This is a genomic window from Streptomyces sp. R11 (genome assembly GCF_041051905.1).
Lineage (GTDB): Bacteria > Actinomycetota > Actinomycetes > Streptomycetales > Streptomycetaceae > Streptomyces.
In genome coordinates this window covers 8346404-8371399 of the sequence record NZ_CP163432.1, presented here as the reverse complement: position 1 = coordinate 8371399, position 24996 = coordinate 8346404, and the positions used below count along the sequence as shown (strand labels likewise).

Sequence of the window (24996 nt, the reverse complement as noted above, 5' to 3'; positions counted from 1 at the left end):
CACGACGGGCCCGGGTCAGCCGAGGGTGGCGGTCACCCGGTAGCGGCCGGAGGGCAGCCGGTAGCGCGCCGTCCCGTCCTCGAAGCCCAGGTACTCAACGCCCGACACCCGGGACAGAGGGGTCCTGCCTTCGCGCACCGAGGCCGGGTCGGACGTGGGGATGTGCAGGGTCGCCGTACTGTTCGCGGGAACCACGGCCCGGTAGGTCAGTTTCCGGCCCTCCGTCCGCCACTCGCTGACGATCTCCCCGTACGGACAGTGGTGAGTGCCGGCGACCTGCGTGATCCGCCCGGTGGGGTCGAGGTGCGGGCGCAGGAGGAAGTGCCGGAAGCCCGGGTGGGCCGGGTCCTTCGCGATGCCCGCCATGCTCTCGTACATCCACTCCATGATCGCGCCGTAGGAGTAGTGGTTGAACGAGTTCATGTCGACCGGGCCGAAGCCGTCCTCCTTCGAGTACGAGTTCCAGCGCTCCCAGATGGTGGTGGCGCCGTTGCGCACCGAGTACAGCCAGGACGGCATGGCGTCCTGGTGGAGCAGCTTGTACGCGAGGTCGACGTGGCCCTCGTCGGTGAGCACGGGGGCGAGGACGTTCACGCCGAGGAAGCCGACGGAGAGGGTGTTCTCGGCGTACTTCACGCGGGTGCTGTCGGGGTGGGCCTCCTTGTAGGCCTCGTCGTTGCCGATGTTCTCGGCGAGCAGCGTGACCAGTTGGCGGCGCTGGGCCTCGGTGTCGTAGAAGCCGAGTTTGAGGACCCACAGCAGGGCGGTCTGGGTGTCGTCCTCGGTCCGGCCGCCCGTGGGAGGCGCGTCTCCGAGACTCGACCGTACGGTCACCCGGCCCGTTGTCGCGTCGGTGGCCAGGTACTTGGTGGTGAACGCGCGCTTGATGCGGGCGAAGAGGTCGTCATAGGCGCGTGCCTCGGTGGTGCGGCCGCTGCCGCGGGCCATGTCCGCCATGAGGCGCACGCTGTAGCCGTAGTAGACGTCGCTGATCAGCTGGGTGCTGGTGTCCTGGAAGGCGAGCCAGTCGCCGAAGACGGCACCCTGCCCGGCGTACGCGTCGCCGGTGCGCCCACGGATCCAGTCCACGTACTTCGTCATCGCCGCCCAGCTGCGGTCGACGATCGTGGGGTCGCCGGACATCTGCCACACCGTCCACGGCACGACCACCCCGCAGTCCGCCCAGCCACTGGCGGGAGCCGCCGCGTTGTAGCGGTTGCCGGGCGCGACCGCCGTGAACTGGGCGCCGTCCAGACCGTAGGTGTGCTGCGAGTCGATCAGGATGTCCTCGAAGTGGCTGAGGAAGTTGACGGCGTCGGCGTTGTAGAGCCCGGTGTTGGAGAAGAGCTGGGTGTCGCCCGTCCAGCCGAGGCGTTCGTCGCGTTGCGGGCAGTCGGTGGGCACCCAGAGGTAGTTGCCGCGCTGTCCCCAACGCACGTTGCTGATCAGCTGGTTGACATCCGCGTCGTCGGTCGTGATCGTGCCGATGTCGCGGAGGGCGGAGGTCGCGACCCGGCCGGTGAAGCGGGTGAGGGTGACGGTTTCGGTCGCGGTGACGGAGACGTAGCGGAAGCCGTAGAAGGTCAGCGAGTCCTCGTGGGTCTCGCCGTCGGGGTCGCCCTTGAGGATGTAGGTGCTCGTGGCCTTGGCGGAGCGGAGGTTGGCGCGGTAGACCGAGCCGACGGGGCCGTCGGCGCCCTCGCTGTCGTCGTTGAGCATCTCGCCGGGCCTGAAGGCGACTTCGGTGCCTGCCGGGCCGCGCAGGGTGTAGCGGGGCACGCCGACCAGGTTCTGGCCCAGGTCGATCACGGCCGTGTCGCCGGGGTGCAGGGTCACAGCCGCCTTGGCTGCCGCGGCCGGGTCGGTGACGGTGCGGGCGGGGTCGACGACGATGCGGCCCTTGCCGTTGGGGCTGCCGTCCTGGCCGGTGACGCCCGTGCAGACGGTGACGGACTGCGGCTTGCGGTCCCACCGGGGCATCAGGCGGGCGCTCTCACCCGGGTAGGCGACCAGCCTGGCGTCGGGGAACCTGGTGGTGAAGTCGTGCTCGGTCACGCCGGCCCAGGCGGAGTCGTCGAAGTCGTCGGCCGTCCACCCCGACAGTTCCGCACGGGCGTCGTAGGTCTGGCCGTCGTAGATGTCGTCGGCGCGGTAGGGGCCGGTGTCGGTGGCCTTCCAGTCGTCGCCGGGTGTGGTGACGACCGTCTGCTCGGAACCGTCGGCGTACCGGATCAGCAGCTTGGCCTTCAGGGCCGGACGGTTGCCGTCGGCGGAGTAGTAGGCGCTGTTCTCGGAGACCCGGCTGTTGTACCAGCCGTTGCCGAGTACGGCGGCGAGGGTGACATGCCCCGCGTGCCCCTCCTGCCCCACCTGCCCCTCGCGTCGCTCCCCGGCGACCAGGTCCGTGACGTCGTAGGTGAAGTAGTTGACGGTGCTGTCGTAGTTGGTCCAGCCCGGCGTCAGCAGTTCATGGGTCGTTGCGTCGCCCTCCGGCACGGCGACGCGATGGCCGTTCAGGTGGGCCTCGTAGACGCCGAGTGCGGAGATGTAGACCCGGGCGTCACGTACTTGACGTCCCGTCAGCCTTGCCTGGTGGCGGAGCAGCGGGGCGCCGGCGGTGTTGGGTTGCTTGCCGGCCATGGTGATCCACCGGGCGCCGTCCCAGCCGGCGATGCCGTCGGTGCCGAGCAGGCCGGTCTCGAAGTGGGAGGTTGGGGCGGCGGGGACGGCTCGGCCGGTCTCGTCCCAGGCCGTCACCGTCCAGTGGTAGCGGGTGGAGGCGCGCAGTGCGGGGCCCTCGTAGCGCACGGCGATCGAGTCGGGTGAGGTGACCCGGCCGCTGTTCCAGACGTCAGCCCGGGTGGGGGTCAGGCGGTCGGGCGCGGTCGCGACGAGGATCCGGTAGGCGGACTGGCGGCGACCGCGCACCGTGGACGCCATGCGCCAGCCGAACCGGGGGTGAGCGGCGTCCACGCCGAGGGGGTTCGTTCTGTGCTCGACCGTCAGGCCCTCGACGGCCGTGCGGTGCGAGGTGGGTGCGGCCGAAGCGGGGCCGCCTGCGGCGATCCCGCCCGCGAGGACCACCGGGGCGGCGCCCAGGGCGGTGGTGAGCACGGTCCTGCGGCGCACCCCTCGGCCCTTCGTACGGTCGACTCCGTCGTTCATGCCGTTGTCCCTTCGACTCTTCGAAGTTGGAACGATTCAGGTCGAACGTCGGTTGAAGCTAGTGGCAGAAGTGACATGAGTCCATGGTGCGAGCAGCATGAATTCTGTGCAGATTCCAACAGAAGCATTCAGTCGACGAAGTGTGCGACGATGATTGAATTGAAACCGTTCAATTGGCTGGATCCGTGCGGGCCCGGATCCCGTCCCCCTCAGGGGGTGTCGCCAAGTACACCCGGCAATACGGGTTCTGCGCCCAATGTGGTCGACTCGCCGGCTCCGTAGCTTCGTCGGCAGGCACAGGGAGTGCCGGACGGAGAGTGATGACGATGTTTCGGACAAGCTCGCGACGTACGCACGACAAGGGACCCGCCGCCGAGGCACTCCGGCTGGTCAAGGTCACCAAGACCTACGGTGCGCAGGACAGCGCGGTGACGGCTCTGGACGGGGTCACGCTGGGGTTGGGGCGGGGCACTTTCACCGCGGTGATGGGACCGTCCGGCTCCGGCAAGACCACGCTGCTGCACTGCGCGGCCGGTCTCGACCAGCCCGACAGCGGCATCGTGTGCGTGGACGGTACCGAGCTGACCGGCGGCGGTGAGGCCGAGTTGACGAAGTTCCGGCGTGGCCGGATCGGGTTCGTGTTCCAGCAGTACAACCTGCTGGAGACGCTGACCGTCGCGCAGAACACAGTGCTGCCGCTGAAGCTCGCCGGTCAGCGCGTCGACCGGAAGCGGGCCAAGGAGGTGCTGACGTCCGTCGGCCTCGGCGACCGGCTGGGTCACCGTCCCGACCAGCTGTCCGGCGGTCAGCGCCAGCGAGTCGCCATCGCCCGCGCCCTGGTGACCGAGCCTCGGGTGATCTTCGCGGACGAGCCGACGGGCGCGCTGGACACGCGCAGCGCGCGCGATGTGCTGCGGTTGCTCCAGGAGACGGTACGGGTGCACGGCCGGACGGTCGTGATGGTGACCCACGATCCGATCGCCGCCTCCTACGCCGACTCGGTGCTGTTCCTGGCGGACGGCCGGCTGGCGGGCCGGCTGGACGCTCCGACGGCGGACGCGGTGGCCGAACGCCTGGCCCACCTCGGCGACAACGTGACGACGGGGGTGTGAGCGATGTTCATGCTGGCCATACGGTCGATACGGCACCGCCCCGGGCGGTTCCTGGCCACGCTGCTGTCCGCGTTTCTCGGCGCGGCGATCATCATGACGTTCAACTCGATGCACGACACGGCCGCGCAGGACGGCGTCGACTCGACCAGTGCGGAGACACTGTCCACCGCGGCGGGCGTCGTCGGCGGCTACGGCACCCTGCTGGTCTTCTTCGCCGTCGCCTCCGCCCTGACGGTCAACGTCCGTCAGCGTACGGCCGAGTTGGAGCTGTTGCGCTGCTCGGGGGCGACTCCGGCGCAGCTCAAGCGGATGGTCGTCGGCGAGGCGGTGGTCGTGGCCCTGGTGGGCGCGGCGCTGGCGATCGGCCCTGCGATGCTGGGCGGCCGGGCACTGCTGGAGATCTTCCAGAACAGCGGCCAGGTCGCCGAGTCCGTCGACCACTCCTTCGGCCCGATCGCGCTCCTGTCGGGCATCGACATCACGCTGCTCGCATCCGCGGGCGCCGCCTTCCTCGCCGTACGGCGGGCGACGCGCGGACACCAACGGCGGGGCGGAGCACGGAAGTACCTCGCGTACGGCGCGCTGCTCGCCGGGGCCGTCGCGGCCTCCTCCACCTTCGCGTTCTCGGCGACGGACGCGGCGCTGATGGCGGCGCCGGCCTATGGGGCGATCCTGCTGTCGGTGGGCTTCGCGCTGCTGGCGCCGCAGCTTCTGGAGGGCGTGCTGGACCGGCTCCCGTTGAACGGGGCGAGCGGCTGGCTGGCCGTGCGGAATCTGCGGGAGCGGGCCGGTCAGCTGGCCGGGATCCTGATGTCGCTGATCCTGTTCACGGCGGTGGCCACGGCCACGCTCACCATGCAGGCGGTGGAGAGCGACGCCGTCGCGGCCTCGGGCCTGACGAAGTCGATCGACGCCAAGAACCTGGAGACGCTCAACTTCACGGTCGTCGGCATCATCGTCGTCTTCGTCTGCGTGATGCTGGTCAACTCGCTGTACGCGGCGACGAGTTACCGCGGCCGGGAGTTCGGGCAGCAGCGTCTGGCGGGGGCGACCCCGGGGCAGGTGCTCGGCACGGTCGGCGTCGAGACGCTGATCCTGACCGTTTCCGGGGTCCTCCTCGGCATGGTCGCCGCGCTGGCCGGGATCGTCCCGTTCACGATGGTGCGCACCGATGGGGTGCTGCCGGGCCAGGCCTACGGCACGGCGGTCGCCGTGGTCGCGGTCGCGGCGACGGTGACCCTGGGCACGAGCCTGGCCACGGCCCGGCGGATGCTGCGCGCGCCGGCGGTGGGGGCGGTCGCGGTGGCGTCATGACGCCGGGTACGACCCGGACGACAGGTATGACGAGAGGCGGTCACCACGGTGGCCGCCTTTTCCTGTGTCACCGCACGACGGCCGCCGCGTCACTCCACGCCGGCCGCGTCCAGCAGCGCGACCACGGTCGCGGTGGCCAGCCCGTCCAGCGTCTCGACCTTCGCACCCGCGCGGGCGCTGGCCCCGTCGAAGACCAGCATCAGCTGGCGGGCGAGCAGCTCGGGATCCCGGGCTCCGCCCTCCTGCGCACGCGCATGCAGGAAGTCCCGCATCCACTCCTTCGCGCCGCGCGCGACCACGCTCGCCGGGTGCTCGGGATCCTTCAGCTCGACCAGGGCCGCGAGATAGGGGCAGCCGCGGTAGTCGCACTCGGTGGACGCCTTCTCCAACCGCTCGAAGACGTGCATGATCCGCTCCCGGGGCGTACCGGCGTCCTGCGAGCCGGGCGCCAGCTGGGCCTCGTACGCCGGAAGCCGTCGGGCCAGGCTCGCCGCGAGGACCTCGTCCTTGCTCGCGAACAGCTGGTACATGGACCGCTTGGAGACCCCGGCGGTCCGGCACAGCGCCTCGACGCCGATGGAGACGCCGTCGCGGTAGAAGAGCTCGGACGCCGCGTCGAGGAGCCGGTCCTTGGTGGACGCCTTGTCTGTCGTGGCCATACGGCGAGGCTACCGCGCACCCGGCCCGGACGGAAACCGATCGGTCTCCAGCGAGGAAGGCTTCGGAAAAGGCATCGGATCACAGGTGACAGCGGAGGTGAACAAGCGCTTAGATAGGTGTCTGGACTGACATCTCCCACCCAGCCGGAGGCCCCGTTGTTCACATCCGTCGACGACGTCTCCGCACGTCTGGCCGAGACCGGCTATCTCGCCTCGCCCGCGGTCGCCACGACCGTGTTCCTCGCCGACCGCCTCGGCAAGCCGCTCCTGGTGGAGGGCCCTGCCGGGGTCGGCAAGACGGAGCTCGCCAAGGCCGTGGCCGAGGTCGCCGGGGCGCGGCTCGTGCGCCTGCAGTGCTACGAGGGCGTCGACGAGTCCCGGGCGCTGTACGAGTGGAACCACGCCAAGCAGCTGCTGCGCATCAGCGCGGGCCGCGACGAGACGTGGGACGAGACACGCACGGACATCTTCAGCGAGGAGTTCCTCCTCACCCGGCCACTGCTGACGGCCATCCGGGGCGACGACCCGAAGGTCCTGCTGATCGACGAGACCGACAAGGCCGACGTCGAGGTGGAGGGCCTGCTCCTCGAGGTGCTCAGCGACTTCCAGGTGACCGTTCCCGAGCTCGGCACGATCACCGCGACGCGCCGCCCGTTCGTCGTCCTCACGTCCAACGCCAGCCGTGAGCTGTCCGAGGCGCTGCGCCGGCGTTGCCTCTTCCTCCACATCGGCTTCCCGGACGAGGAGCTGGAGCGCAGGATCGTACGGCTGAAGGTTCCGGGGCTCGACGAGACGCTGGCCCGCTCCGTCGTCCGGGTCGTGGGCGCGCTGCGGGCGATGGACCTGCGCAAGGTGCCGTCGGTCGCCGAGACGATCGACTGGGCGCGCACCCTGCTGGCGCTGGGCGCGGACACCCTGGACGAGACGGTCGTGCAGGCCAGCCTCGGCGTGCTCCTCAAGCACCAGGACGATGTCCTCAAGGCGACCGCCAAGCTCGATCTGGACGCCCTGTGACCACGCCTGCGGGCGTCGCGGAACGGCTGACGTCCCTCGTCTCTGCGCTGCGCGCGCACGGTGTCCGCATCGGCACCGGCGAGACGGTCGACGCGGGGCGGGCGATGGAGGTCCTCGGCCTTGCGGACCGGGAGCTGCTGCGCGAGGGTCTGGCGGCGACGCTGTTGCACGGAAACGGGCAACGGCCGGTGTTCGACCCGGTCTTCGACCTCTACTTTCCGCGTGGTCTCGGCGCGCCGGAGCAGAAGGCGGCGGGGCGGGACGACCTGCGCGACCGCCTGGCGGCTGCCCTGGCCGCCAACGACCAGGCCATGATGGGCCGGCTGGCGGCCGAGGCGGTCGACGGTTTCGGCGGCTACGGCTCCTCGCCGGAGTCGGACGGCTGGTCGTCGTACCAGACGCTGGAACGGCTGCGCCCGCAGACCCTGCTGGCCCGTGTCCGCGACACCGTGCGTGGGCAGGGCGGGAGTTCGGGGTTCACGGACCGGCTGCTGGAGGACGAGATCCGGCAGCGCATCGAGGCGTTCCGGGCACTGGTGGCCGCGGAGGCGCGGCGCCGGGTCGCGGAGCGGCGCGGGCGGGACGAGATCGCCCGGCGGGCGGTGGCTCCGACCGCCGACCGGGTCGACTTCCTCTTCGCCGGGAAAGCTCAACTGGCCGAGCTGCGCAGGGCGGTTCAGCCGCTCGCCCGCAAGCTCGCGACCCGGCTCGCGGCACGCCGCCGCCGCGCCTCCCGGGGCAGCATCGATCTACGGCGGACCCTGCGCGGTTCGCTGTCGACGGGGGGCGTGCCGATGAAGCCGGTGCTGCGCCGGCGCCGGCCCGTCCGCCCCGAACTGGTGCTGCTGTGCGATGTGTCGGGCTCCGTGTCCGGCTTCTCGGACTTCACGATGCTGCTGGTACAGGCGCTGCACGACCAGTTCAGCAAGGTGCGCGTGTTCGCCTTCGTCAACCGGATCGACGAGGTGACCGGGCTGCTTCAGCGCGGGACCGCCGACCCGGAGGGGCTAAGCGCCCGCATCGAGGCGGAGGCCACGCTCACGGGCTATCACGGCAGCAGCGACTACGGCATGGCACTGGGCGAGTTCGCGGAGCGGTACGGCGACACGGTCGGCCACCGCACGACCGTGTTCGTCCTCGGTGACGCCCGCACCAACCAGAGCGACCCGAACCTGCCCGCCGTACGGCAGATCTCCGAACGGGCTCGTCGCGTCTACTGGCTGAACCCGGAGCAGCGCTCCCGCTGGGGCACGGGCGACTCCGCCGCGCCCGCCTACGCCGAGCTGGTCGAGATGCACGAGTGCCGCACCGCCCGGCAGCTCAGCGCGCTGGTGGCGCGCCTGCTGCCGGTGTGATCAGGGCGCAGGTCAGGCGGCGAGTTGCGGGTAGAGAGTGGCCGGGTCGGCCGCCAGTCCCGCCTTGACCTGCCGTGAGATGTCGTCGGCCAAGACCTCCAGGGCGTCCGACGCGATCCCGTCCAGGGCCTGGGCGGCGACACTCTCGGCCGTGGACTTGGGCGCGTCGATGCCGACGGTCAGGTCAGTGTCGACGTATCCGACGTGCAGGCCCGTGACCTCGATGCCGCGCGGCTTCAGGTCCAGGCGCAGTGAGTTGGTCTGCGACCAGAAGGCGGCCTTGGACGCGCTGTAGGAACCGGCGAGACCGATCCACGACAGCACGGAGTGGACGTTCAGGATGTGCCCGCCGCCGTTGCGTTCGAGGACGGGAACGAAGGCCCGCGTGACCAGGAGAGGCCCGTAGAAGTTGGTCTCGAACTCACGGCGGACGTCCTCGACGGGAGAGTCGAGGAAGTTCGCGTTCACCGCCGCGCCCGCGTTGTTGATCAGCAGGGTGACGTCATGCGCCTGCTCGGCCGCCGCCGCGACGGACGCGGGGTCGGTCACCTCCAGGGCGAGCGGCACGGCGTCCGGGTGGGTGACGGTGCGCGGGTCGCGGGCGGTGGCGTACACCTTCTTCGCGCCCCGCTCGTACAGGGCTGCGACCAGGGCACGGCCGATGCCACGGCTGCCGCCAGTGACCAGGGCGACGGAACCTTCGATGGCGGTCATGGGACTCTCCAGGCTGTCTCGACGCATGGAAACCGATCGGTTTCCAACTGCAGGACCCAGCGTAAACCGATCGGTTTCATCCGGGCAAGGCCGGGGGCGACCCTGAGAAAATCAGGGTTCATCCCGGATATCCGCTTCCGATGGCCGTCCGTAGGCTCGCCGGAGATGGAGGGGGATCCCATGAAGGCAGTGATTCAGGACCGGTACGGCTCGGCGGACGTGCTGGAGTTCAGGGACATCGACAGGCCGGTGCCGGCTACCGACGAGGTGCTGGTGCGGGTGCACGCGGCCTCGGTCAACGCCTACGACTGGCACTTCATGCGCGGGGACCCCTTGATCGGCCGGGGCATGATGGGGCTGCGGCGGCCCAAGGCGCGCGTGCGGGGCAGGGACTTCGCGGGCACGGTGGAGGCGGTGGGCGCCGGGGTCACGGGGATCGAGCCGGGCGACGAGGTGTACGGGGAGGCCGACGGCGCGTTCGCGGAGTACGTGTGCGCGCGGGACAGCGAGGTCGGCCCGAAGCCGGCCAACCTCACCTTCGAGCAGGCGGCGGCGATACCGCTGGCGGGGAACACCGCCCTGATCGGTCTGCGCGACGTCGCCCGGGTGCAACCGGGACAGACGGTCCTGGTGAACGGGGCGTCGGGCGGGGTGGGCACGTTCGCCGTGCAACTCGGCAAGGCGTACGGCGCGGAGGTGACGGCCGTGTGCAGCACGAGGAACGTGGACCTGGTCCGCTCACTCGGCGCCGACCGGGTCGTCGACTACACGCAGGAGGACTTCACTCTCGGCGGGAAGCGGTATGACGTGGTGCTGGACCTCGTCGGCAATCGCTCGCTCGGGGAGTTCCGGCGCGTACTGACGCCCACCGGGACGCTCATCCTGTCCGGCGGCGGGGTGTACGAGGGCGGCAGCGTCGTCGGCCCCATGGCGCTCTTCCTCAAGCGGCGACTGGCGGCACCCTTCGCGCGCCCGCAGCAGTTGCTCGAGATCTCGGCCCGGCAGAGCAGGGCCAACCTGGCGGCGCTGCGCGAACTCGCCGAGTCCGGCAGGATCGCCCCGGTCGTCGAGCGGACGTATCCGCTGAGCGAGGCTGCCGAGGCGCTCCGGTACGTGGAGGTGGAGCACGCGCGCGCGAAGATAGTCGTCACCGTCTGACGTACCGGGCACCGAGTCGGCTGCCGCGCGTTACTTCTGCTTCGCGTACTCCCTCGCCGTCTGTCCCTGGAAGTCGTAGACCACGACCTGCTCGTCGCCCACGACCCAGGCGTCGTGTCCGGGCGAGCAGACGAAGACGTCGCCAGGACCGACCTCGCTCTCGCCGCCGTCATCCATGCGGATGTGCATGCGGCCTTGGACCACGTAGCAGTTGTGGTGCATCTGGCAGGTGTCGGTGCCCGCGATGGAGGCTACGGACTCCGTCCAGCGCCAACCGGGCTCGAAGGTCGCCACGGCGAAGTCGAGATCCGTCATGTGGACGGCTTCGAGGTGACCGCGGGGGAAATCGCGCCGCTCATCCGGCTTGTCGATGGGCTTCACTTCCAACATGACGGGCTCCCTTCCGGCCGCGTCTCACCGCGACCGCGGCCGGTCTCCCCGGCGAACCCTGTGCACCGCCGTCGGCGGCCGGCCCCCTACCACTCCATCGTCCGCCCGGCCATCCGGGCCCGCCATTCGGGAGAACTCCCGCTCAGGCCCCCGTCCCACAGAGCTCGGCAAAGCGCTCGGCATCGATGTTGCCCCCGGAGATGATCACGCCGACCCGGCGTGCCGACGTGCCTGCCCGGCCGGTGAGCAGGGCCGCCAGCGGGGTGGCGCCGCTGGGCTCGACGACGATCTTCAGGCGTTCGAAGGCGAACCGCATCGCGTCCCGGATCTCGTCGTCACTGACCAGCGCGATCGCGTCGACGAGCCGCCGGTTGACGGAGAAGGTGAGTTCGCCGGGGGTGTGCAGGGCCTGGCCGTCGGCGATGGTGTGCGGCACCGGGATGCTGATGCGCCGCCCCGCCTCCAGGGATCGCTTGGTGTCGTCCCCGGCCTCCGGCTCCACGCCGATCATCCGGATGCCCGGGTACAGGCCCTTGGCCGCCGTGGAGCTGCCGGCGATGAGCCCACCACCGCCGACCGGCGCCAGAAGTGCATCCAACTCCCTCACTTCTTCGAGGAGTTCGAGAGCGGCGGTGCCCTGACCGGCCATGATGTGCGGGTGCTCGTAGGGCGGGATGACGGTGAGGCCGCGCTCGGCGGCCAGGGCCTCGGCGATCTGAACCCGGTCGCCGGTGTAGCGGTCGTAGGTGACGATCTCGGCGCCGTAGCCGACGGTCGCCGCACGCTTCGACGGCGGGGCGTCCTCGGGCATGACGATCACCGCGGTCGTACCGAGTTCCCGGGCGGCGAGCGCGACGGCCTGCGCGTGGTTCCCGGAGGAGTATGCGGCGATACCGCGCTCCAACTGCTCCGGCGTCAGACGGGAGGCCGCGTTGTAGGCGCCGCGGAACTTGAAGGCGCCGACCCGCTGGAAGTTCTCGCACTTGAGGAAGACCTCCGCGCCGACGAGTTCGTCGAGCGTGCGCGAGCGCAGCACCGGGGTGCGGTGCGCGACGCCCTTGAGCCGGGCGGCGGCGTCGCGGACGTCGTCGAGGGTGACCGGTGGAGTGGGGGTCGTCACTCGTGTCCTCCAGAGGTTGTCGTGTGGGTGGCGGCCTCGTCCGTCGCCGCCCAGGCCTCGGAGCGCGCCTGCGACAGATAGCTGTAGGCGGACGCACGGGAGATGCCGAGCCGCGCCGCGACCTGTTCGATCGCGCGCCGCACGGCGAAGACGCCCCGCTCGTCCAGGCCGCGGAACAGCTCCAGGCGCTGGGCCCGTTCGAGACCGGCCCAGCTGCCGTTCTGCCGGAGCTGATGGGCGTCGAGGATGGCGTCGACGACGGAGTCGATGTCGTTGCCGAACGTGGTGACCGGTACGTCGGCCGAGGTGGCGCCGATGCCGGCGAGGGCTCCCAGCAGGGCGTGGGCGTCGTTGACGGCGGTGACGTCCAGGTTGACGCAGAGGGCGCCGAACACGGCTCCCGTGGAGTCCCGCAGCACCATGGTGGACGCCTTGACCAGCTTGCCGCTGCGCGTGCGGGTGACGTAGTTGAGCTCGTCGCCCGCACCGTCGCCGCGCGCGACGACCCGCATGCCGATCTCACTCATCGCCCCGCCCACGGCCCGCCCCGTCACCGAACCGGCCACCGCGACCACGGACTTCTCCGGCCGCCGGTAGTCGTGCAGGACCACCTCGCACATCGGCCCGAACGTCGCCGCGAGCCCGTCCACGACCGGCTTCAGCGCGGCCACGATCGCGTCTCGCTCCGCTTCGAGGGCCTGCTCGGCCGCCATCGCACACTCCTCTGCCGCCAGTGGCCCGGCAGCTGACCGCCCGAGCCATTTCCTAGACTACACGTCCAGCATCTGTACTGGGAGTCCAGGTCACCAGTCCGAGGCCCCGGATCTTGACGGGTCCGGATTTGTTACCGGTAACATTCCACGTCATGACAGTGACGTCGGTACCCCCGCACCCACGTGTCTTCAGCCCCGCCGCAGTGGTCGCCTCCTGCGTCGGCTTCGTCCTCATCGGCGCCCTGCAAGCCCTGTACGGCCCGGCAATTCCCGCCTTCCGCGAGGAGTTCGGTCTGTCCCCGTCGGCCGCCGGCCTCGGGCTGAGCGCGCACTTCGTCGGCGGGGTGGCGGGGGTGCTCCTCTTCGACCGGCTCCACGGCAGCGGCCGGGTCGGCAACCGGCGGATCCTGGGTGCCTCGTATCTGCTGATGGCCCTCGGTGCGACCGGCTTCGCACTCGCACCGAACTGGCCGGCCGCGCTCGCCATGGCCCTGCTGGCGGGGCTCGGCTTCGGCGGCATCGACTACGGCCTCAACCAACTGTTCGCCGTCGGCTTCGGCCACCGTTCGACCGCGATGCTGAACATCCTCAACGCCCACTTCGGCATCGGCGCGATCCTCGGCCCGGCCCTGATCGGCGCGGTGGGATCCGCGCACTACCCCGTGGTCTTCCTCGGCTTCGCGCTGGCCAACCTGCCGCTTCTGCTGTGCCTGCGCGGGGTGCGTGACCAGGCGCCGCAGTCGCCCGGGACGGCCATGGAGACGTCGATGGAGACGTCCGCCGTGACAACCTCCGGGAGATCCACCGAAAGGCCCACCGAAAGGTCGAGCGACACCTACGGCGGCCAGGTCCAGGCTCGCAGCCTCGGCTCCGTACTCGCCGTGTTCGTCGCCCTGTACGTCCTGCACGTCGGCATCGAGGCCGGCGTCGGCGGCTGGGAGCCGACCCACCTGGAGACCGTGGGCTACGGCGCCGGGGCCGCCGCCACCGCCACGTCGGTGTACTGGCTGATGATGACCGTCGGCCGTTTCCTGGTCGCCCCGATCGCGCTGCGCTTCTCGGCGCAGGCCATCATCACCGTCTCGTGCGCGGGCATGACGGTGTGCCTGCTGCTCGCCACAGTTCCGGAGCTGGCGCCGTACGCGTACGCCGGCGTCGGCCTGTTCATCGCGCCGATCTTCCCGACCGGGCTGCCGTGGCTCAACCGGGCCGTCCCGCGGGCCCGCAGAGCGGGAGCGGTGGTCATCGCCGCCTCCATGGTCGGCGGTGTGGTGGCGGGACCGGCGCTGGGCAAGGCCATCGAGTGGTCCGGGATCCGCACGGTCCCGCTTCTGCTGGCCGGCATCTCGGCGCTGTGCCTGGCCGCCACGCTCTGGCTGATCCACAGCACCCGAACTCGCTGAATCCGCCCCGCACTTCCTGGTGAAGGGAACTCCTCGCATGTCCGCTCTGACGACGTCCGCCGACGGATTCCTGCTGCACGGCGAGCCGTTCCGGATCATCTCCGGCGCGATGCACTACTTCCGGGTCCACCCCGACCTGTGGGCCGACCGGCTGCGCAAGGCCCGCCTGATGGGGCTCAACACGGTGGAGACATACGTACCGTGGAACCTGCACCAGCCCGACCCCGACGGCCCGCTGGTCCTGGACGGCCTCCTCGACCTTCCCCGGTATCTCCGACTGGCCCACGACGAGGGCCTGCACGTCCTGCTGCGCCCGGGCCCGTTCATCTGCGCCGAGTGGGACGACGGCGGCCTGCCCGCCTGGCTCGTCGCGGACCCCGACATCCGGCTGCGCACCGGCGACCCGCGCTTCACCACGGCGGTGGACCGCTACCTCGACGCGCTGCTGCCCCCGCTGCTGCCGTACATGGCCGAGGCGGGCGGCCCGGTGATCGCCGTCCAGGTGGAGAACGAGTACGGCGCCTACGGCGACGACACCGCCTACCTCAAGCATCTCGAACAGGCCTTCCGTACCAGGGGCGTCGAGGAACTGCTCTTCACCTGCGACCAGGCCGACCCCGAGCACCTGGCCGCGGGCGCCCTCCCCGGTCTCCTCGCGACGGCCACCTTCGGCAGCCGGGTCGACCGGAACCTGGCGGAGCTGCGCAGGCACCAGCCCGAAGGCCCGCTGATGTGCGCCGAGTTCTGGATCGGCTGGTTCGACCACTGGGGCGGTCCCCACCATGTGCGGGACGCCGCCGACGCCGCCACCGATCTGGACCGCCTGCTGGCCGCCGGCGCCTCGGTCAACATCTACATGTTCCACGGCGGCACCAACTTCGGCTTCACCAACGGCGCCAACCACAAGCACGCCTACGAGCCCACCGTGACGTCGTACGACTACGACGCCGCGCTCACCGAGTGCGGTGACCCGGGCCCCAAGTACCACGCCTTCCGTGAGGTCATCGCCCGCCACGCACAAGTCCCGGCCGAGCCCGTTCCCGCCCCTTCACCCAAACTCCCGTACACCACGGTCGAGTTGACCCGTCGAGCCCCGCTCCTCCCCCACGCGGGCACCCTCGCCAAGCCCCTCCGAGCCGAGGACCCGGCGTCGATGAACGACCTGGGCCTGCACTCCGGCTACGCCCTCTACCGCACGACCCTCGACGCGGCGGGCGGCGGGCTGCTGCACTTCGCGGACGGTGTCGGCGACCGGGCGCAGATCTTCGTGGACGGCTCCCCCGTCGGCGTCCTCGAACGCGAACGACACGACGAGACGCTGCCCGTACGAGCGCGCTCCGGCGCCACGCTGGAGGTGCTCGTCGAAAACATGGGCGGCGTCAACTACGGCCCCCGCATCGGAGCGCCCAAAGGCCTGCTAGGCCCCGTCACCTTCAACGGCACTCCCCTGCACGGCTGGGACTGCCATCCCCTGTCCCTCGACAGCCTGGACACCGTGCCGTTCGAGGCCTGCGACGCGACCACGGCCGCCGAACCCGCCTTCCACCACGGGACGTTCGACGTCGACACCCCGGCCGACGCCTTCCTCGCCCTGCCCGGCTGGACCAAGGGCCAGGCCTGGATCAACGGCTTCCACCTCGGCCGCTACTGGAACCGCGGCCCACAGCGCACCCTCTACGTGCCCGCACCGATCCTGCGCCCCGGCACCAACGACCTCGTCCTGCTGGAGCTGCACGCCACCACCGGCACCTCCGCCCGGCTGACCGACACCGCCGACCTCGGCCCGGAGATCGGCTGATGACCGGGAGTCGCCGAAGATGAGACCGACGACCGGGAGTCGCCCATGTTGAAGGAGGGCAGAGCCGGCCACGGCCCTGCCTATGCTGGGGGTCCTGCCGGGGCGGGACCCCACCGCCGTACCAATGTCGAGGGAACAGCGCTCATGACCCGAAGCTCCGCCGACGGCTCCGCTCCAAGAGGGCGCAGCAGACGGAACTTCGCGGGCTCGCGTCCCGTGATGGACGACGTGGCGCGGCTGGCCGGGGTCTCCAAGCAGACCGTCTCCCGTGTCCTCAACGACCATCCGTCGGTGCGGGCCGAGACCCGCGAGACGGTTCTGACAGCCATGCGGACGCTGGGCTACCGGCCGAGCCGCAGTGCCCGGTCGCTGGCCAGTGGCATGACCCGGATGGTCGGCGTGATCTCGTTCGACGCGGCCCGCTACGGACCCGCCTCGATCCTGACCGCGATCAACACCGCGGCGCAGGAGGCCGGTTATCTGCTGAGCTCGATCGCGCTGGACACGGCCGAGCCGGACACGGTCGTCGAGGCGGTGAACCGGCTGTCCGCCGAGGGCGCGGACGGGGTGATCGCCATCGCCCCGCAGTTGTGGGTGGGCAAAACACTCGCGGACACCCGCCTGGGCACCCCGCTGGTCGTGCTGGAGAACGGCCTCGACGCCGACACCCAGCAGGTCACCGGCGACTCCCGGTCCGGGGCCCGCAAGGCCACCGAACATCTGCTGGACCTGGGCCACGACACCGTGTGGCACATCGCGGGCCCGACCGGCTGGACCTCCGCCGACCAGCGGCTGGGCAGCTGGCAGGCCTGTCTGGAGGCGGTCGGCGCGGAGGTGCCGGCCCCGCTGATCGGTGACTGGAGCGCCGACTCCGGCTACGAGCTGGGCCGTCGCCTGGCCCGGCGCACCGACGTCACGGCCGTGTTCGCCTCCAACGACCAGATGGCCCTCGGCCTGCTGCACGCGCTGCACGAGGCCGGCCGGTCCGTCCCCGGCGACATCAGCGTCGTGGGCTACGACGACATCCCCGAGGCAGCGCACTTCCTGCCCCCGCTGACCACCGTGCGCACGGACTTCGCCGAGATCGGCACACGTTCGCTGCGCCTGCTGCTGGACCGGCTCGACGGCCCTGCCGAGCCGCATCCGGTCGACTCGCTCGTCCCGGTCGACCTGGTGGTGCGCCGCAGCAGCGGCCCCGCCCCCGAGCCCGGGGGCTGACGGGCGGCCGTACCCTCCCCGACTGCGGCCGGAAGTCACCTGTGGGCGCACCCGCCCCGTTGATCGAACGGAACATCGCCGCTTCGATGACCCCTGGCCGGGCGGCACTGTGCCCCCGGCGCCGCGAGCGAGGGGGGTCGGGAGACCGTGCGTACCGTGCGTCACCCCAGAAGAGTCACCGGAAGAGTCGGCGGCCGCCGAGGCGGTCATCGGGCACAACCGATCGGATTACCGGGTGCGGCGGCGCTGTTGAGCGTCGTCGCACTCGTCGTCTCGGCGGCGCCTGCCGACGCCGGGACGGAGGCGACGGCACCGCCGCCGAGCCCGGCGGAGATGGTCCCGGGGCAGGAGACTCAGACCCCGGCACTGGTATGGGGCATCCGGGAGCAGGCCCCTGCCGGCGGCAGTGCCGCAGCCGCGGCCCGTACCTATCTGGACGGCAAGCGGGGCCGGTACCGGATCCCGGACGCGAACCGCGATCTGGTGCCCGCCGGGACCACCGCCGCCGACGGCCGCGAGACCGTCCGGCTCCAGCAGCGGCACCGCGGGGTGCCCGTCCTGGGCGGCCAGTACGTCGTCCGTATGCAAAGGCAGGACGGCGAGCGGGTCGTCACGGGGACCTCGGGCAAGTACTTCACCGAGCTGAGCACCGGCACGACGCCCGAGGTCGGCGAGGCGCTCGCCGTCGAGCGTGCCGTCGAGGCCGTCCGCACGGAGCTCGGCGGCAGGGACTTCACCGCGACGCCACCGCACGAGAGGGCCGGGGAGGAACGCCCGCTCGAAGGCATCGCGCGTGGCCTCGTCGTACTGCCGGCCGGGGCAGGCGTCCTCACCCGGCACGTCACCGTGCACGGCACCGACCCGGCGACCGGTGCGCCCGTGCGCCGCGAGGTCTACGTCGACGCGCGCGCCGGGTATCCGGTCCTTCAGTACAGCGGTATCAAGACGTTCGGCTCGCCTCGCGCAACAGCCGGGCAGTCCGCGGCCGACAGGCGCCAACGGCTGGCGCTCGCCGCGGAGAAGGGCACCGGTGTCCGGCTGGACGGCACCACCGTCGACCTCGACATCGACCGCGACGACAACCGTGGCCTGTACGTCCTGCGCGACCGCTCCCGAATACCGGCCGGCGACTCCGGCAACGTCCTGTCGACCTGGGATGCGCGCGGCAAGTGGTACACCGACGTCGGCGGGGTGTGGCCCGAGGGCATCCAGGAGTTCGGCTCGCCGACCCCCGCTTTCGGCTCGGCGGCCACCGACTCGGGCGCGGTGGACGCCCACTGGGCCGCCGGGCAGGTCTACGACTACTTCAAGGACAAGCACGGCCGCGACAGCCTCGACGGCCGGGGCATGACCATCAACTCCCTGGTGGGTGTGACCAGTTTCGGGCAGCCGTACGTCAACGCCTTCTGGGACGGGCAGAAGATGGTGTACGGCAACGGCGACGCCGAGTACCGTCCGCTCTCCGCGGCCATGGACGTCGTCGGCCACGAGATGACGCACGGCGTGATCGAGCATTCCGCCAACCTCGTCTACGCCGGCCAGTCCGGCGCCCTGAACGAGGCCATCGCCGACTACTTCGGCAACGCCATCGAGGCGGACGTGTACGGCATCCCCGCGACGGACCCCGACTCGGGCCTCCTCGGCGAACGGCTCTGCCGGACCAAGTCCCCGCGGGAATGCGCGCTGCGCGACCTCGGCGACGGACGCACCACGGCCAAGTCGTTCCTCGGCGTCGGCTTCGCCACCGACAGCGGCGGTGTCCACCTCAACTCGACCATCATCGGCGGCGCGCTGTGGGACGCGCGCGAGGACCTGGGCGCCGAGACGATGGACAAGATCGTCTACCGGGCGCTGACCGAGTACCTCACGCCGCTCGACGGCTTCACCGAGGCCCGGGCCGCCGTGCTCGCCGCAGCCCAGGACCTCGCGATCCCGGCGGCGGGCCACAGGACACTGCAGCGGGCCTTCACCGCCCACGGTGTAGTGCCCGGCTGGGAGTCGGCTCTCGGCATGGACGCCGACGTCCTTCTCGACCGGATCAACACCAGCAACACGCACCTGGGCGGGGGCGGCGGCTCGTGGGCGGCGTCCAAGTCCAACGAGGACGGCACGGAGCCGTACTCGGTGTGGGCCGGGCGCGCCGACGGCGAGGGCCCGCCCAAGCTGGTGAGCCCCAACGACGGCCGCTACCACGTCAATCCGGCCACCGACGGCAGGACCGTGGTGTGGCAGGCGTACGGCGCCGACGGCGTCGACGTCCTGGCCAGGCCGCTCGCGGGCGGCCCCGTCAAGAAGCTCTGGCACGGCCGGACCCCCGGCAGCTCGGTGGACGTCGACGGTGACCTCGTGGCCTTCGACTACGTCACCTACGGCGGCCGCCGGGCCGTGGCCTATCTGAGCATCAAGAACCCGGCCAACGTCGAGACGATCGGCGGGGGCACCTACCACCGGGCGTGGGCGCCGTCCGTGAGCCACGGCAAGGTCGCCTACCAGGAGAGGCGGCGGGTGCGCGCCGAGTACGCGGTGAGCACACGGGTCATCGACGTCGAGACCGGCGAGAACACCGCGGTCCAATCGGCCACGGACGGCGTCAGTCTCGGCCCGACGGCCATCAACGGCACCCACGTCTTCTGGCTCCTCGACGACGACGCCGCGGACGGGAAGAGGGCACTGCGCCGCGCCGCGCTCGACGGCTCCGGCGTGGTGGACCTGAGCCCGGAGTCGGGGCCGAACGCCCTGAACGCCTACGACCTGACGGTCTCCGAGGACAGGGTGACGGTCGGCAGCTACCTGGCCGACGCCCCGCTCAGCAACGAATCGGTGCCCAAGCTCTACCAGTTCACCGCGGCCGGCGCGCCCGATGCTCCCGCCACCCGCAAGGGCCGCGTCTCCTGCAACCGGGGCGAGCAGTCGTCCGCGGCCGCGGTCGGCGGCAGCCGGCTGGTGTGGCTGGACTCTACGACCGGCACCACCGATGTCGTGACCCGCGCTCGGCCGGCGGGCCGCTGCGACTGACGTCAAGGAGCGGCCCGGAAGGTGCAGTGCGAAAGGGGCCGTTGGCCCGCCCGGTGACCGACCGGGCGGGCCAACGGCCCCGCGCAGGGGGCCGACGGCACGTACGGCCCCTGAGCTGCACTCCGTCAAGCAGCCCCGTCTGCCGCCGCCCGCTGCCATGCCGCGTCCCGCAGCAGACGCAGTCCGTTCAGGCCGACGAGGACCGTGGAGCCCTCGTGGCCCGCGACGCCGAGCGGTAGCGGGAGCGTGCCGACCAGGTCCCAGGTGACGAGGCCCGCGATGAACACCCCGGCGACGACGAGGTTCTGGACGACCAGGGTCCGGGCCCGGCGGGAGAGAGCGACGGTGGTGGGGACGGCGGCCAGTTCGTCGCGGACGATCACCGCGTCGGCGGTCTCCAGGGCGAGGTCGGAGCCCGCGCGGCCCATGGCGACGCCGATGTGGGCGGCCGCCAGGGCGGGTGCGTCGTTGACGCCGTCCCCCACGACCATCACCTTGTGGCCCGCGGCCTCCATCTCCTTGACCGCGGCCATCTTGTCCTGCGGCAGCAGCCCCGCGCGCACATCCTGGATTCCGGCCTCGGCGGCCAGGTGGGCGGCGGCCCGCGGGTTGTCGCCGGTGAGCAGGGTCGGCGCGGCGCCGGTGAGTGCGGTGAGGGACGCGACGGTGGCGGCGGCGTCGGGGCGCAGCCGGTCCGCGATGCCGAGCACCCCGGCGGGGGTGCCGTCGACGACCACGATGACGGCGGTGCAGCCGGACTGCTGGAGTTCTTCGGCGAGCGCGCAGACCGGGCTCGCGCCGTCGGCGTCCTCGGCGTCGTCGAGCAGGCGGGCCGGGGCGCCCACTTCAAGGGTCCGGCCGTTCACGACGGCCTTCACCCCGACCCCGGGCGCGGACATGAAGTCCCGCACGCCGGGCAGTTGGAGGCGCCGCTCGCGAGCTGCGTCCACCACGGCCCGGGCCAGCGGGTGTTCGCTGGGGTGCTCGGCGGCCGCGGCGAGCGTCAGCAACTCGTCCTCGTCGAGCGCCGATCCGGGCAGGGGCCGTACGGCGACTACGCGCGGCGTGCCCTCGGTGAGCGTGCCGGTCTTGTCGAGCGCGACGGCGTCGACCTGGCCGAGGCGTTCCATCACCACCGCGGACTTCACCAGCACCCCGTGCCGGCCGGCGTTGGCGATGGCCGACAGCAGGGGCGGCATGGTGGCCAGCACCACCGCACAGGGCGAGGCGACGATCATGAAGGTCATGGCCCGCAGCAGTGCCTCGGAGAACTCCTCTCCGAACGCGAGCGGGACTGAGAACACGGCGAGCGTCGCGACGACCATGCCCAGCGAGTAGCGCTGTTCGACCTTCTCGATGAACAGCTGCGTGGGCGCCTTCGTCTCGGACGCCTCCTCCACCATCCGTACGATCCGGGCGATCACGGAGTCGGAGGCGTCGCGTTCGACCCGGACGCGCAGCGCCCCCGTGCCGTTGAGGGTGCCCGCGAACACCTCGTCTCCCGGCTGCTTCGGCGCGGGGAGCGGCTCGCCGGTGATGCTCGCCTGGTCCACCTCACTGGCACCGTCCAGCACCCGGCCGTCGGCTCCGACGCGCTCGCCGGGACGTACGAGAACGGTGTCGCCCACCGTCAACTCCTCGACGGCGACGGTCCGTTCGGTGCCGTCGGGGGCGGTCCGGGTGGCCGTGGCAGGGGCCAGGTCGAGCAGTCCACGCACGGAGTCGGCGGTGCGGGCGGTGGCGAGGGCCTCCAGGGCGCCCGAGGTCGCGAAGATGACGATCAGCAGGGCGCCGTCCATCACCTGCCCGATCGACGCGGCGCCGAGCGCGGCGACGACCATCAGCAGATCGACGTCGAGCGTCCTGTCCTTGAGTGCCTTGAGCCCCTCCCAGCCCGGCTCCCAGCCGCCCGTGGCGTACGACAGCGCATAGAGCGGGCCCCACGCCCAGGCGGGCGCTCCGGCGAGTTGCAGGGGCAGCGCGAGCAGGAACAGTGCGGTGGCCGCGACGGCCCAGCGGACCTCCGGCAGCGCGAGGAGCCGGGTACGCCGCCGCGGCACGGCCCCGGCACGCGCGGACACGGCCCGCTGGGCCGACGGCGGGGTGAGCGTCGAAGTCATGCGCCCACGATACAGGAATAGATGAACACCCCTTCATGTCTTCAGGTCGGGCGGGCTTCTTCCCGGAGGGGCGTCTCTTCTCTGATGGTCTTCCGACGGCGGCCCAGCAGCCTGCACCCGAGGTAGATCGCGAACGAGATCGTGGTGACGTACGGGCTGATGGGGATGCTGCTGCCCAGGGCCAGCAGGATTCCGCCCTCGATGGAGGCCACCGCGAACACCACGCTCAGGAGGGGCAGCAGCACCGGTGAGGCCGTGACCCGGGCAGCGGCGGCCGCCGGTGTGACGACGAGCGTGAGGACCAGCAGCGCGCCGACGATCTGCACGGACAGGGCGACCGCGAGGCCCAGCACGATCATGAAGGCGAACGACAGCGCCCGTACGGGCACCCCCCGCGCCTCGGCCACCTCCGGGTCGGCGCTGGCGAAGGCGAGCGGCCGCCACATGACCGCCAGGGCGACCAGCACCACGGCCGACGTGCCGAGCAGCCATGACATCTGCGGGGTGTCGACGGCGACGATCTGCCCGGTGAGGAGTCCGAACTTGTTCGCCGCCCGGCCCTTGTAGAGGGCGAGGAAGAGCACGCCGAGCCCGAGGCCGAACGGCATGATGACGCCGATCACGGAGTTGCGGTCCCGGGCCCGGGAGCCGAGCAGTCCTATCGCCCCGGCGGCGATGAGCGAGCCGACGATCGAGCCGGCCACGATGTTCACACCCAGCAGCAGCGCGGCTGAGGCTCCGGCGAACGACAGCTCGCTGATCCCGTGCACCGCGAACGGCAGGTCCCGCATGATCACGAACACGCCCACCAGACCCCCGACCAGACCGAGCGCGGCGCCGACGACGAGGGAGTTGCCAACCAGGGCGAGCAGTTCGCCGTAGTGGTCGAAGTTGAAGACCTGCTGCCAGATCCCGTCGGCGATGGTCATGGCCGTACTCCGCGCGCCGGTTCGGGGTGGTGCGGCGACTGCGTGACCTCGTCGGGTACGGCGACGACCGTGACGCGGTCCCGGATCCGGATGACATCGACCTGGGTGCCGTACAGCTGCGACAGTACCTCGGAGGTCAGCACCTCGTCGGGGGTGCCGATGCGGTGCCCGCCGCGGGCGAGGTAGAGCACGCGGTCCACCAGTCCCAGTACGGGGTTGATCTCGTGGGTCACGAACACCACGGCGGTGCCGTGGGAGCGGCGCCGGGCGTCGACCAGTTCCGTGACGGCCCGTTGATGGTGCAGGTCGAGGGAGAGCAGCGGCTCGTCGCAGAGCAGGATCCGCGGGTCGGTCACCAGCGCCTGCCCGATGCGGACGCGCTGCCGTTCGCCGCCGGAGAGCAGGCCGACGGGGACGTCGGCGTATGCGGCCGCCCCGACGGCGGCGAGGACCTCGTCCACGCGGCGGCGTACGGCGCCCGTGCGCAGCCGGGGTCCCAAGCCGTGTCCGTCGATGCCGAAGCGGACCAGGTCCCGGGCGCGCAGCATCGCGTGGGCGGACAGGGTCGCCTGCTGCGGTACGTAGCCGATGTGGCGGCTGCCCTTGCGGGGCGGGCGGCCGAGGACAGTCAACGTGCCGGCGGACAAGGGCCGTTGGCCCAGCAGGGCCCGTACGAAGCTGGTCTTGCCGGCCCCGTTGGGCCCGAGTACCGCCAGGAACTCGCCCGGCCGCACGTCGAGTTCGAGGCCCTGCCACAGCACGCGCTCGCCGTAGGATAGGGCGGCCCCGTGCAGGCTGATCAGGGCGGCGTCGGCGGCCGCGGTGGACCGCGTCACTTGGCCAGCGCGTTCGCGAGCGCGTCGACGTTGGCGGTCATCCAGCCGAGGTAGTCCTTGCCGTGGGGCAGGGTCTCGGTCACGAGGACGACGGGGATTCCGGCGGCCCTGGCCGCCTGCTCGGCCTTCTCGGTCTGCGGGCCGGAGGTCTGCTCGTTGCAGACCAGCGCCTCGACCTTCCTGCCGGTGAACAGCGCCAGCGTCTCCTGCAGGGTCCTCGCGGAGACGTCGCCGCCTTCTTCGACGGCCTCGCTGAACTCCTCGGGCGTCGCGTTCTCCAGCCCGGCGGCCTCGATCATGTACAGCGGCACGGGCTCGGTGATGGCCACGCGCTCGCCGCCGTGGTCGGCCTTGATCCGGGCTTCCTTCTGCTCCAGCGGCTTGAGCTTCGCCTGGAAGCTCTTGGCGTTCTGGGTGAAGGTGGCGGTGTCGGCCGGGTCGGCCTTGGCCAGGGCGGCGGCGATACGGTCGGCCAGCCCGGCGACCGTGGGGAAGTCGTACCAGACGTGCTCGTTGAGCTCCCCGCCCGCCGAGGCGGTCTTCCCGGAGACACTGACCGCGTTGACCACCTCGGCGGACGAGCCGCCGGCCTTCAGCATGCGGTCGACGAAGTCGTCGTAGCCGCCGCCGTTCTCGATCACGACCTTCGCCTTGGACAGCGCCAGCTGGTCCTGCGTGTTGGCCTCGTAGGAGTGCGGGTCCTGGTCGGGGTCGCTGATGAGCGAGGTGACCTGCACCTTTCCGCCGCCTATTCGCTCGGCGACATCCCCATAGACGTTCGTCGAGGCCACCACAGGCACGACGGATGCGGCAGCGGGGCCCTGCGCGGTGTCGGTGCCGCTTCCGGAATCCTGCGAGCTGCCGCAGCCCGCAAGGAGGATCAGGCATGCGCCGGTTGTCAGCGGCACCAGCGGAAGACGACGGTACGAGGACGCAGGCATGGAACCCTCCGAGGGCAAGGCG

Annotated in this window: 19 protein-coding genes; 9 read left to right on the top strand and 10 right to left on the bottom strand. The window is 71.3% G+C overall.

The window, feature by feature from the left end:
- Positions 1-15: 15 nt before the first annotated feature.
- Positions 16-3165 carry a family 78 glycoside hydrolase catalytic domain gene (locus AB5J55_RS38730; protein WP_369275108.1) on the bottom strand — a complete coding sequence of 1050 codons (3150 nt, stop codon included), beginning with the start codon at positions 3163-3165 and terminating at the stop codon, positions 16-18.
- A gap of 326 nt (positions 3166-3491) precedes the next feature.
- On the opposite strand from AB5J55_RS38730, the gene AB5J55_RS38725 reads away from it, so the two are divergent.
- Together AB5J55_RS38725 and AB5J55_RS38720 are read left to right on the top strand one after the other, a co-directional pair.
- The gene (locus AB5J55_RS38725) at positions 3492-4277 is read left to right on the top strand and encodes an ABC transporter ATP-binding protein (RefSeq protein ID WP_369275107.1); all 786 of its coding nucleotides are present in this window, start codon (positions 3492-3494) and stop codon (positions 4275-4277) included.
- Positions 4278-4280: 3 nt separating this feature from the next.
- Positions 4281-5591, top strand: coding sequence for an FtsX-like permease family protein (locus AB5J55_RS38720; RefSeq protein ID WP_369275106.1), 1311 nt, complete (start codon positions 4281-4283; stop codon positions 5589-5591).
- An 89-nt stretch (positions 5592-5680) separates the two neighbouring features.
- Here the strand turns inward: AB5J55_RS38720 and AB5J55_RS38715 are convergent, their stop codons facing one another.
- Positions 5681-6250, bottom strand: a complete 570-nt coding sequence (locus AB5J55_RS38715; protein ID WP_369275105.1) for a TetR/AcrR family transcriptional regulator — start codon at positions 6248-6250, stop codon at positions 5681-5683.
- Positions 6251-6406: 156 nt separating this feature from the next.
- Here AB5J55_RS38715 and AB5J55_RS38710 point away from each other — a divergent pair, with 156 nt between their 5' ends.
- Both AB5J55_RS38710 and AB5J55_RS38705 read left to right on the top strand, forming a co-directional pair.
- On the top strand, positions 6407-7264 hold the full coding sequence (locus tag AB5J55_RS38710) for an AAA family ATPase (RefSeq protein WP_369275104.1): 858 nt from the start codon (positions 6407-6409) through the stop codon (positions 7262-7264).
- Positions 7261-8619 (top strand): VWA domain-containing protein, encoded by a 1359-nt coding sequence (locus tag AB5J55_RS38705; protein ID WP_369275103.1) that lies wholly within the window; start codon positions 7261-7263, stop codon positions 8617-8619. Before AB5J55_RS38710 ends, AB5J55_RS38705 begins: the two co-directional genes overlap by 4 nt.
- A gap of 12 nt (positions 8620-8631) precedes the next feature.
- Here the strand turns inward: AB5J55_RS38705 and AB5J55_RS38700 are convergent, their stop codons facing one another.
- On the bottom strand, positions 8632-9333 hold the full coding sequence (locus AB5J55_RS38700; RefSeq protein ID WP_369275102.1) for an SDR family oxidoreductase: 702 nt from the start codon (positions 9331-9333) through the stop codon (positions 8632-8634).
- A gap of 180 nt (positions 9334-9513) precedes the next feature.
- On the opposite strand from AB5J55_RS38700, the gene AB5J55_RS38695 reads away from it, so the two are divergent.
- Positions 9514-10491 carry an NAD(P)-dependent alcohol dehydrogenase gene (locus tag AB5J55_RS38695; protein ID WP_369275101.1) on the top strand — a complete coding sequence of 326 codons (978 nt, stop codon included), beginning with the start codon at positions 9514-9516 and terminating at the stop codon, positions 10489-10491.
- A gap of 30 nt (positions 10492-10521) precedes the next feature.
- Here AB5J55_RS38695 and AB5J55_RS38690 read toward each other — a convergent pair whose 3' ends face one another.
- From AB5J55_RS38690 to AB5J55_RS38680, 3 genes are all read right to left on the bottom strand, one after another.
- On the bottom strand, positions 10522-10881 hold the full coding sequence (locus tag AB5J55_RS38690; protein WP_369275100.1) for a cupin domain-containing protein: 360 nt from the start codon (positions 10879-10881) through the stop codon (positions 10522-10524).
- A gap of 142 nt (positions 10882-11023) precedes the next feature.
- On the bottom strand, positions 11024-12001 hold the full coding sequence (locus AB5J55_RS38685; protein WP_369275099.1) for a threo-3-hydroxy-L-aspartate ammonia-lyase: 978 nt from the start codon (positions 11999-12001) through the stop codon (positions 11024-11026).
- On the bottom strand, positions 11998-12714 hold the full coding sequence (locus tag AB5J55_RS38680) for a transcriptional regulator (RefSeq protein ID WP_369275098.1): 717 nt from the start codon (positions 12712-12714) through the stop codon (positions 11998-12000). Before AB5J55_RS38680 ends, AB5J55_RS38685 begins: the two co-directional genes overlap by 4 nt.
- Positions 12715-12866: 152 nt before the next feature.
- On the opposite strand from AB5J55_RS38680, the gene AB5J55_RS38675 reads away from it, so the two are divergent.
- The 4 genes from AB5J55_RS38675 to AB5J55_RS38660 all read left to right on the top strand — a co-directional run bounded on the left by AB5J55_RS38675 (position 12867) and on the right by AB5J55_RS38660 (position 20148).
- Positions 12867-14117: a sugar MFS transporter gene (locus AB5J55_RS38675; protein WP_369275097.1), complete on the top strand. Its 1251-nt coding sequence runs from the start codon at positions 12867-12869 to the stop codon at positions 14115-14117.
- A gap of 37 nt (positions 14118-14154) precedes the next feature.
- Positions 14155-15915, top strand: coding sequence for a beta-galactosidase family protein (locus AB5J55_RS38670; protein WP_369275096.1), 1761 nt, complete (start codon positions 14155-14157; stop codon positions 15913-15915).
- Positions 15916-16059: 144 nt separating this feature from the next.
- Positions 16060-17133: a LacI family DNA-binding transcriptional regulator gene (locus AB5J55_RS38665; protein WP_369275095.1), complete on the top strand. Its 1074-nt coding sequence runs from the start codon at positions 16060-16062 to the stop codon at positions 17131-17133.
- A 333-nt stretch (positions 17134-17466) separates the two neighbouring features.
- Positions 17467-20148 carry a M4 family metallopeptidase gene (locus AB5J55_RS38660; protein ID WP_369276413.1) on the top strand — a complete coding sequence of 894 codons (2682 nt, stop codon included), beginning with the start codon at positions 17467-17469 and terminating at the stop codon, positions 20146-20148.
- Between the two features lie 125 nt (positions 20149-20273).
- Here the strand turns inward: AB5J55_RS38660 and AB5J55_RS38655 are convergent, their stop codons facing one another.
- Genes AB5J55_RS38655 through AB5J55_RS38640 form a run of 4 tightly spaced genes read right to left on the bottom strand, consistent with a single transcriptional unit; the run spans position 20274 to position 24974 of the window.
- The gene (locus tag AB5J55_RS38655; RefSeq protein WP_369275094.1) at positions 20274-22268 is read right to left on the bottom strand and encodes a heavy metal translocating P-type ATPase; all 1995 of its coding nucleotides are present in this window, start codon (positions 22266-22268) and stop codon (positions 20274-20276) included.
- Between the two features lie 41 nt (positions 22269-22309).
- Positions 22310-23197, bottom strand: coding sequence for a metal ABC transporter permease (locus AB5J55_RS38650; protein WP_369275093.1), 888 nt, complete (start codon positions 23195-23197; stop codon positions 22310-22312).
- Positions 23194-24033 carry a metal ABC transporter ATP-binding protein gene (locus AB5J55_RS38645; RefSeq protein WP_369275092.1) on the bottom strand — a complete coding sequence of 280 codons (840 nt, stop codon included), beginning with the start codon at positions 24031-24033 and terminating at the stop codon, positions 23194-23196. The genes AB5J55_RS38650 and AB5J55_RS38645 overlap by 4 nt, the downstream gene beginning before the upstream one ends.
- Positions 24030-24974: a metal ABC transporter solute-binding protein, Zn/Mn family gene (locus AB5J55_RS38640; protein ID WP_369275091.1), complete on the bottom strand. Its 945-nt coding sequence runs from the start codon at positions 24972-24974 to the stop codon at positions 24030-24032. Before AB5J55_RS38640 ends, AB5J55_RS38645 begins: the two co-directional genes overlap by 4 nt.
- Between the last annotated feature and the right edge of the window lie 22 nt (positions 24975-24996).

Coding starts and splice junctions, on each gene's coding strand:
- AB5J55_RS38690 (WP_369275100.1), bottom strand. CDS start 10,881: ATGTTGGAAGTGAAGCCCATCGACAAGCCGGATGAGCGGCGCGATTTC.
- AB5J55_RS38670 (WP_369275096.1), top strand. CDS start 14,155: ATGTCCGCTCTGACGACGTCCGCCGACGGATTCCTGCTGCACGGCGAG.
- AB5J55_RS38730 (WP_369275108.1), bottom strand. CDS start 3,165: ATGAACGACGGAGTCGACCGTACGAAGGGCCGAGGGGTGCGCCGCAGG.
- AB5J55_RS38700 (WP_369275102.1), bottom strand. CDS start 9,333: ATGACCGCCATCGAAGGTTCCGTCGCCCTGGTCACTGGCGGCAGCCGT.
- AB5J55_RS38725 (WP_369275107.1), top strand. CDS start 3,492: ATGTTTCGGACAAGCTCGCGACGTACGCACGACAAGGGACCCGCCGCC.
- AB5J55_RS38660 (WP_369276413.1), top strand. CDS start 17,467: ATGGTCCCGGGGCAGGAGACTCAGACCCCGGCACTGGTATGGGGCATC.
- AB5J55_RS38640 (WP_369275091.1), bottom strand. CDS start 24,974: ATGCCTGCGTCCTCGTACCGTCGTCTTCCGCTGGTGCCGCTGACAACC.
- AB5J55_RS38715 (WP_369275105.1), bottom strand. CDS start 6,250: ATGGCCACGACAGACAAGGCGTCCACCAAGGACCGGCTCCTCGACGCG.
- AB5J55_RS38665 (WP_369275095.1), top strand. CDS start 16,060: ATGACCCGAAGCTCCGCCGACGGCTCCGCTCCAAGAGGGCGCAGCAGA.
- AB5J55_RS38695 (WP_369275101.1), top strand. CDS start 9,514: ATGAAGGCAGTGATTCAGGACCGGTACGGCTCGGCGGACGTGCTGGAG.
- AB5J55_RS38655 (WP_369275094.1), bottom strand. CDS start 22,268: ATGACTTCGACGCTCACCCCGCCGTCGGCCCAGCGGGCCGTGTCCGCG.
- AB5J55_RS38720 (WP_369275106.1), top strand. CDS start 4,281: ATGTTCATGCTGGCCATACGGTCGATACGGCACCGCCCCGGGCGGTTC.
- AB5J55_RS38675 (WP_369275097.1), top strand. CDS start 12,867: ATGACAGTGACGTCGGTACCCCCGCACCCACGTGTCTTCAGCCCCGCC.
- AB5J55_RS38680 (WP_369275098.1), bottom strand. CDS start 12,714: ATGGCGGCCGAGCAGGCCCTCGAAGCGGAGCGAGACGCGATCGTGGCC.
- AB5J55_RS38650 (WP_369275093.1), bottom strand. CDS start 23,197: ATGACCATCGCCGACGGGATCTGGCAGCAGGTCTTCAACTTCGACCAC.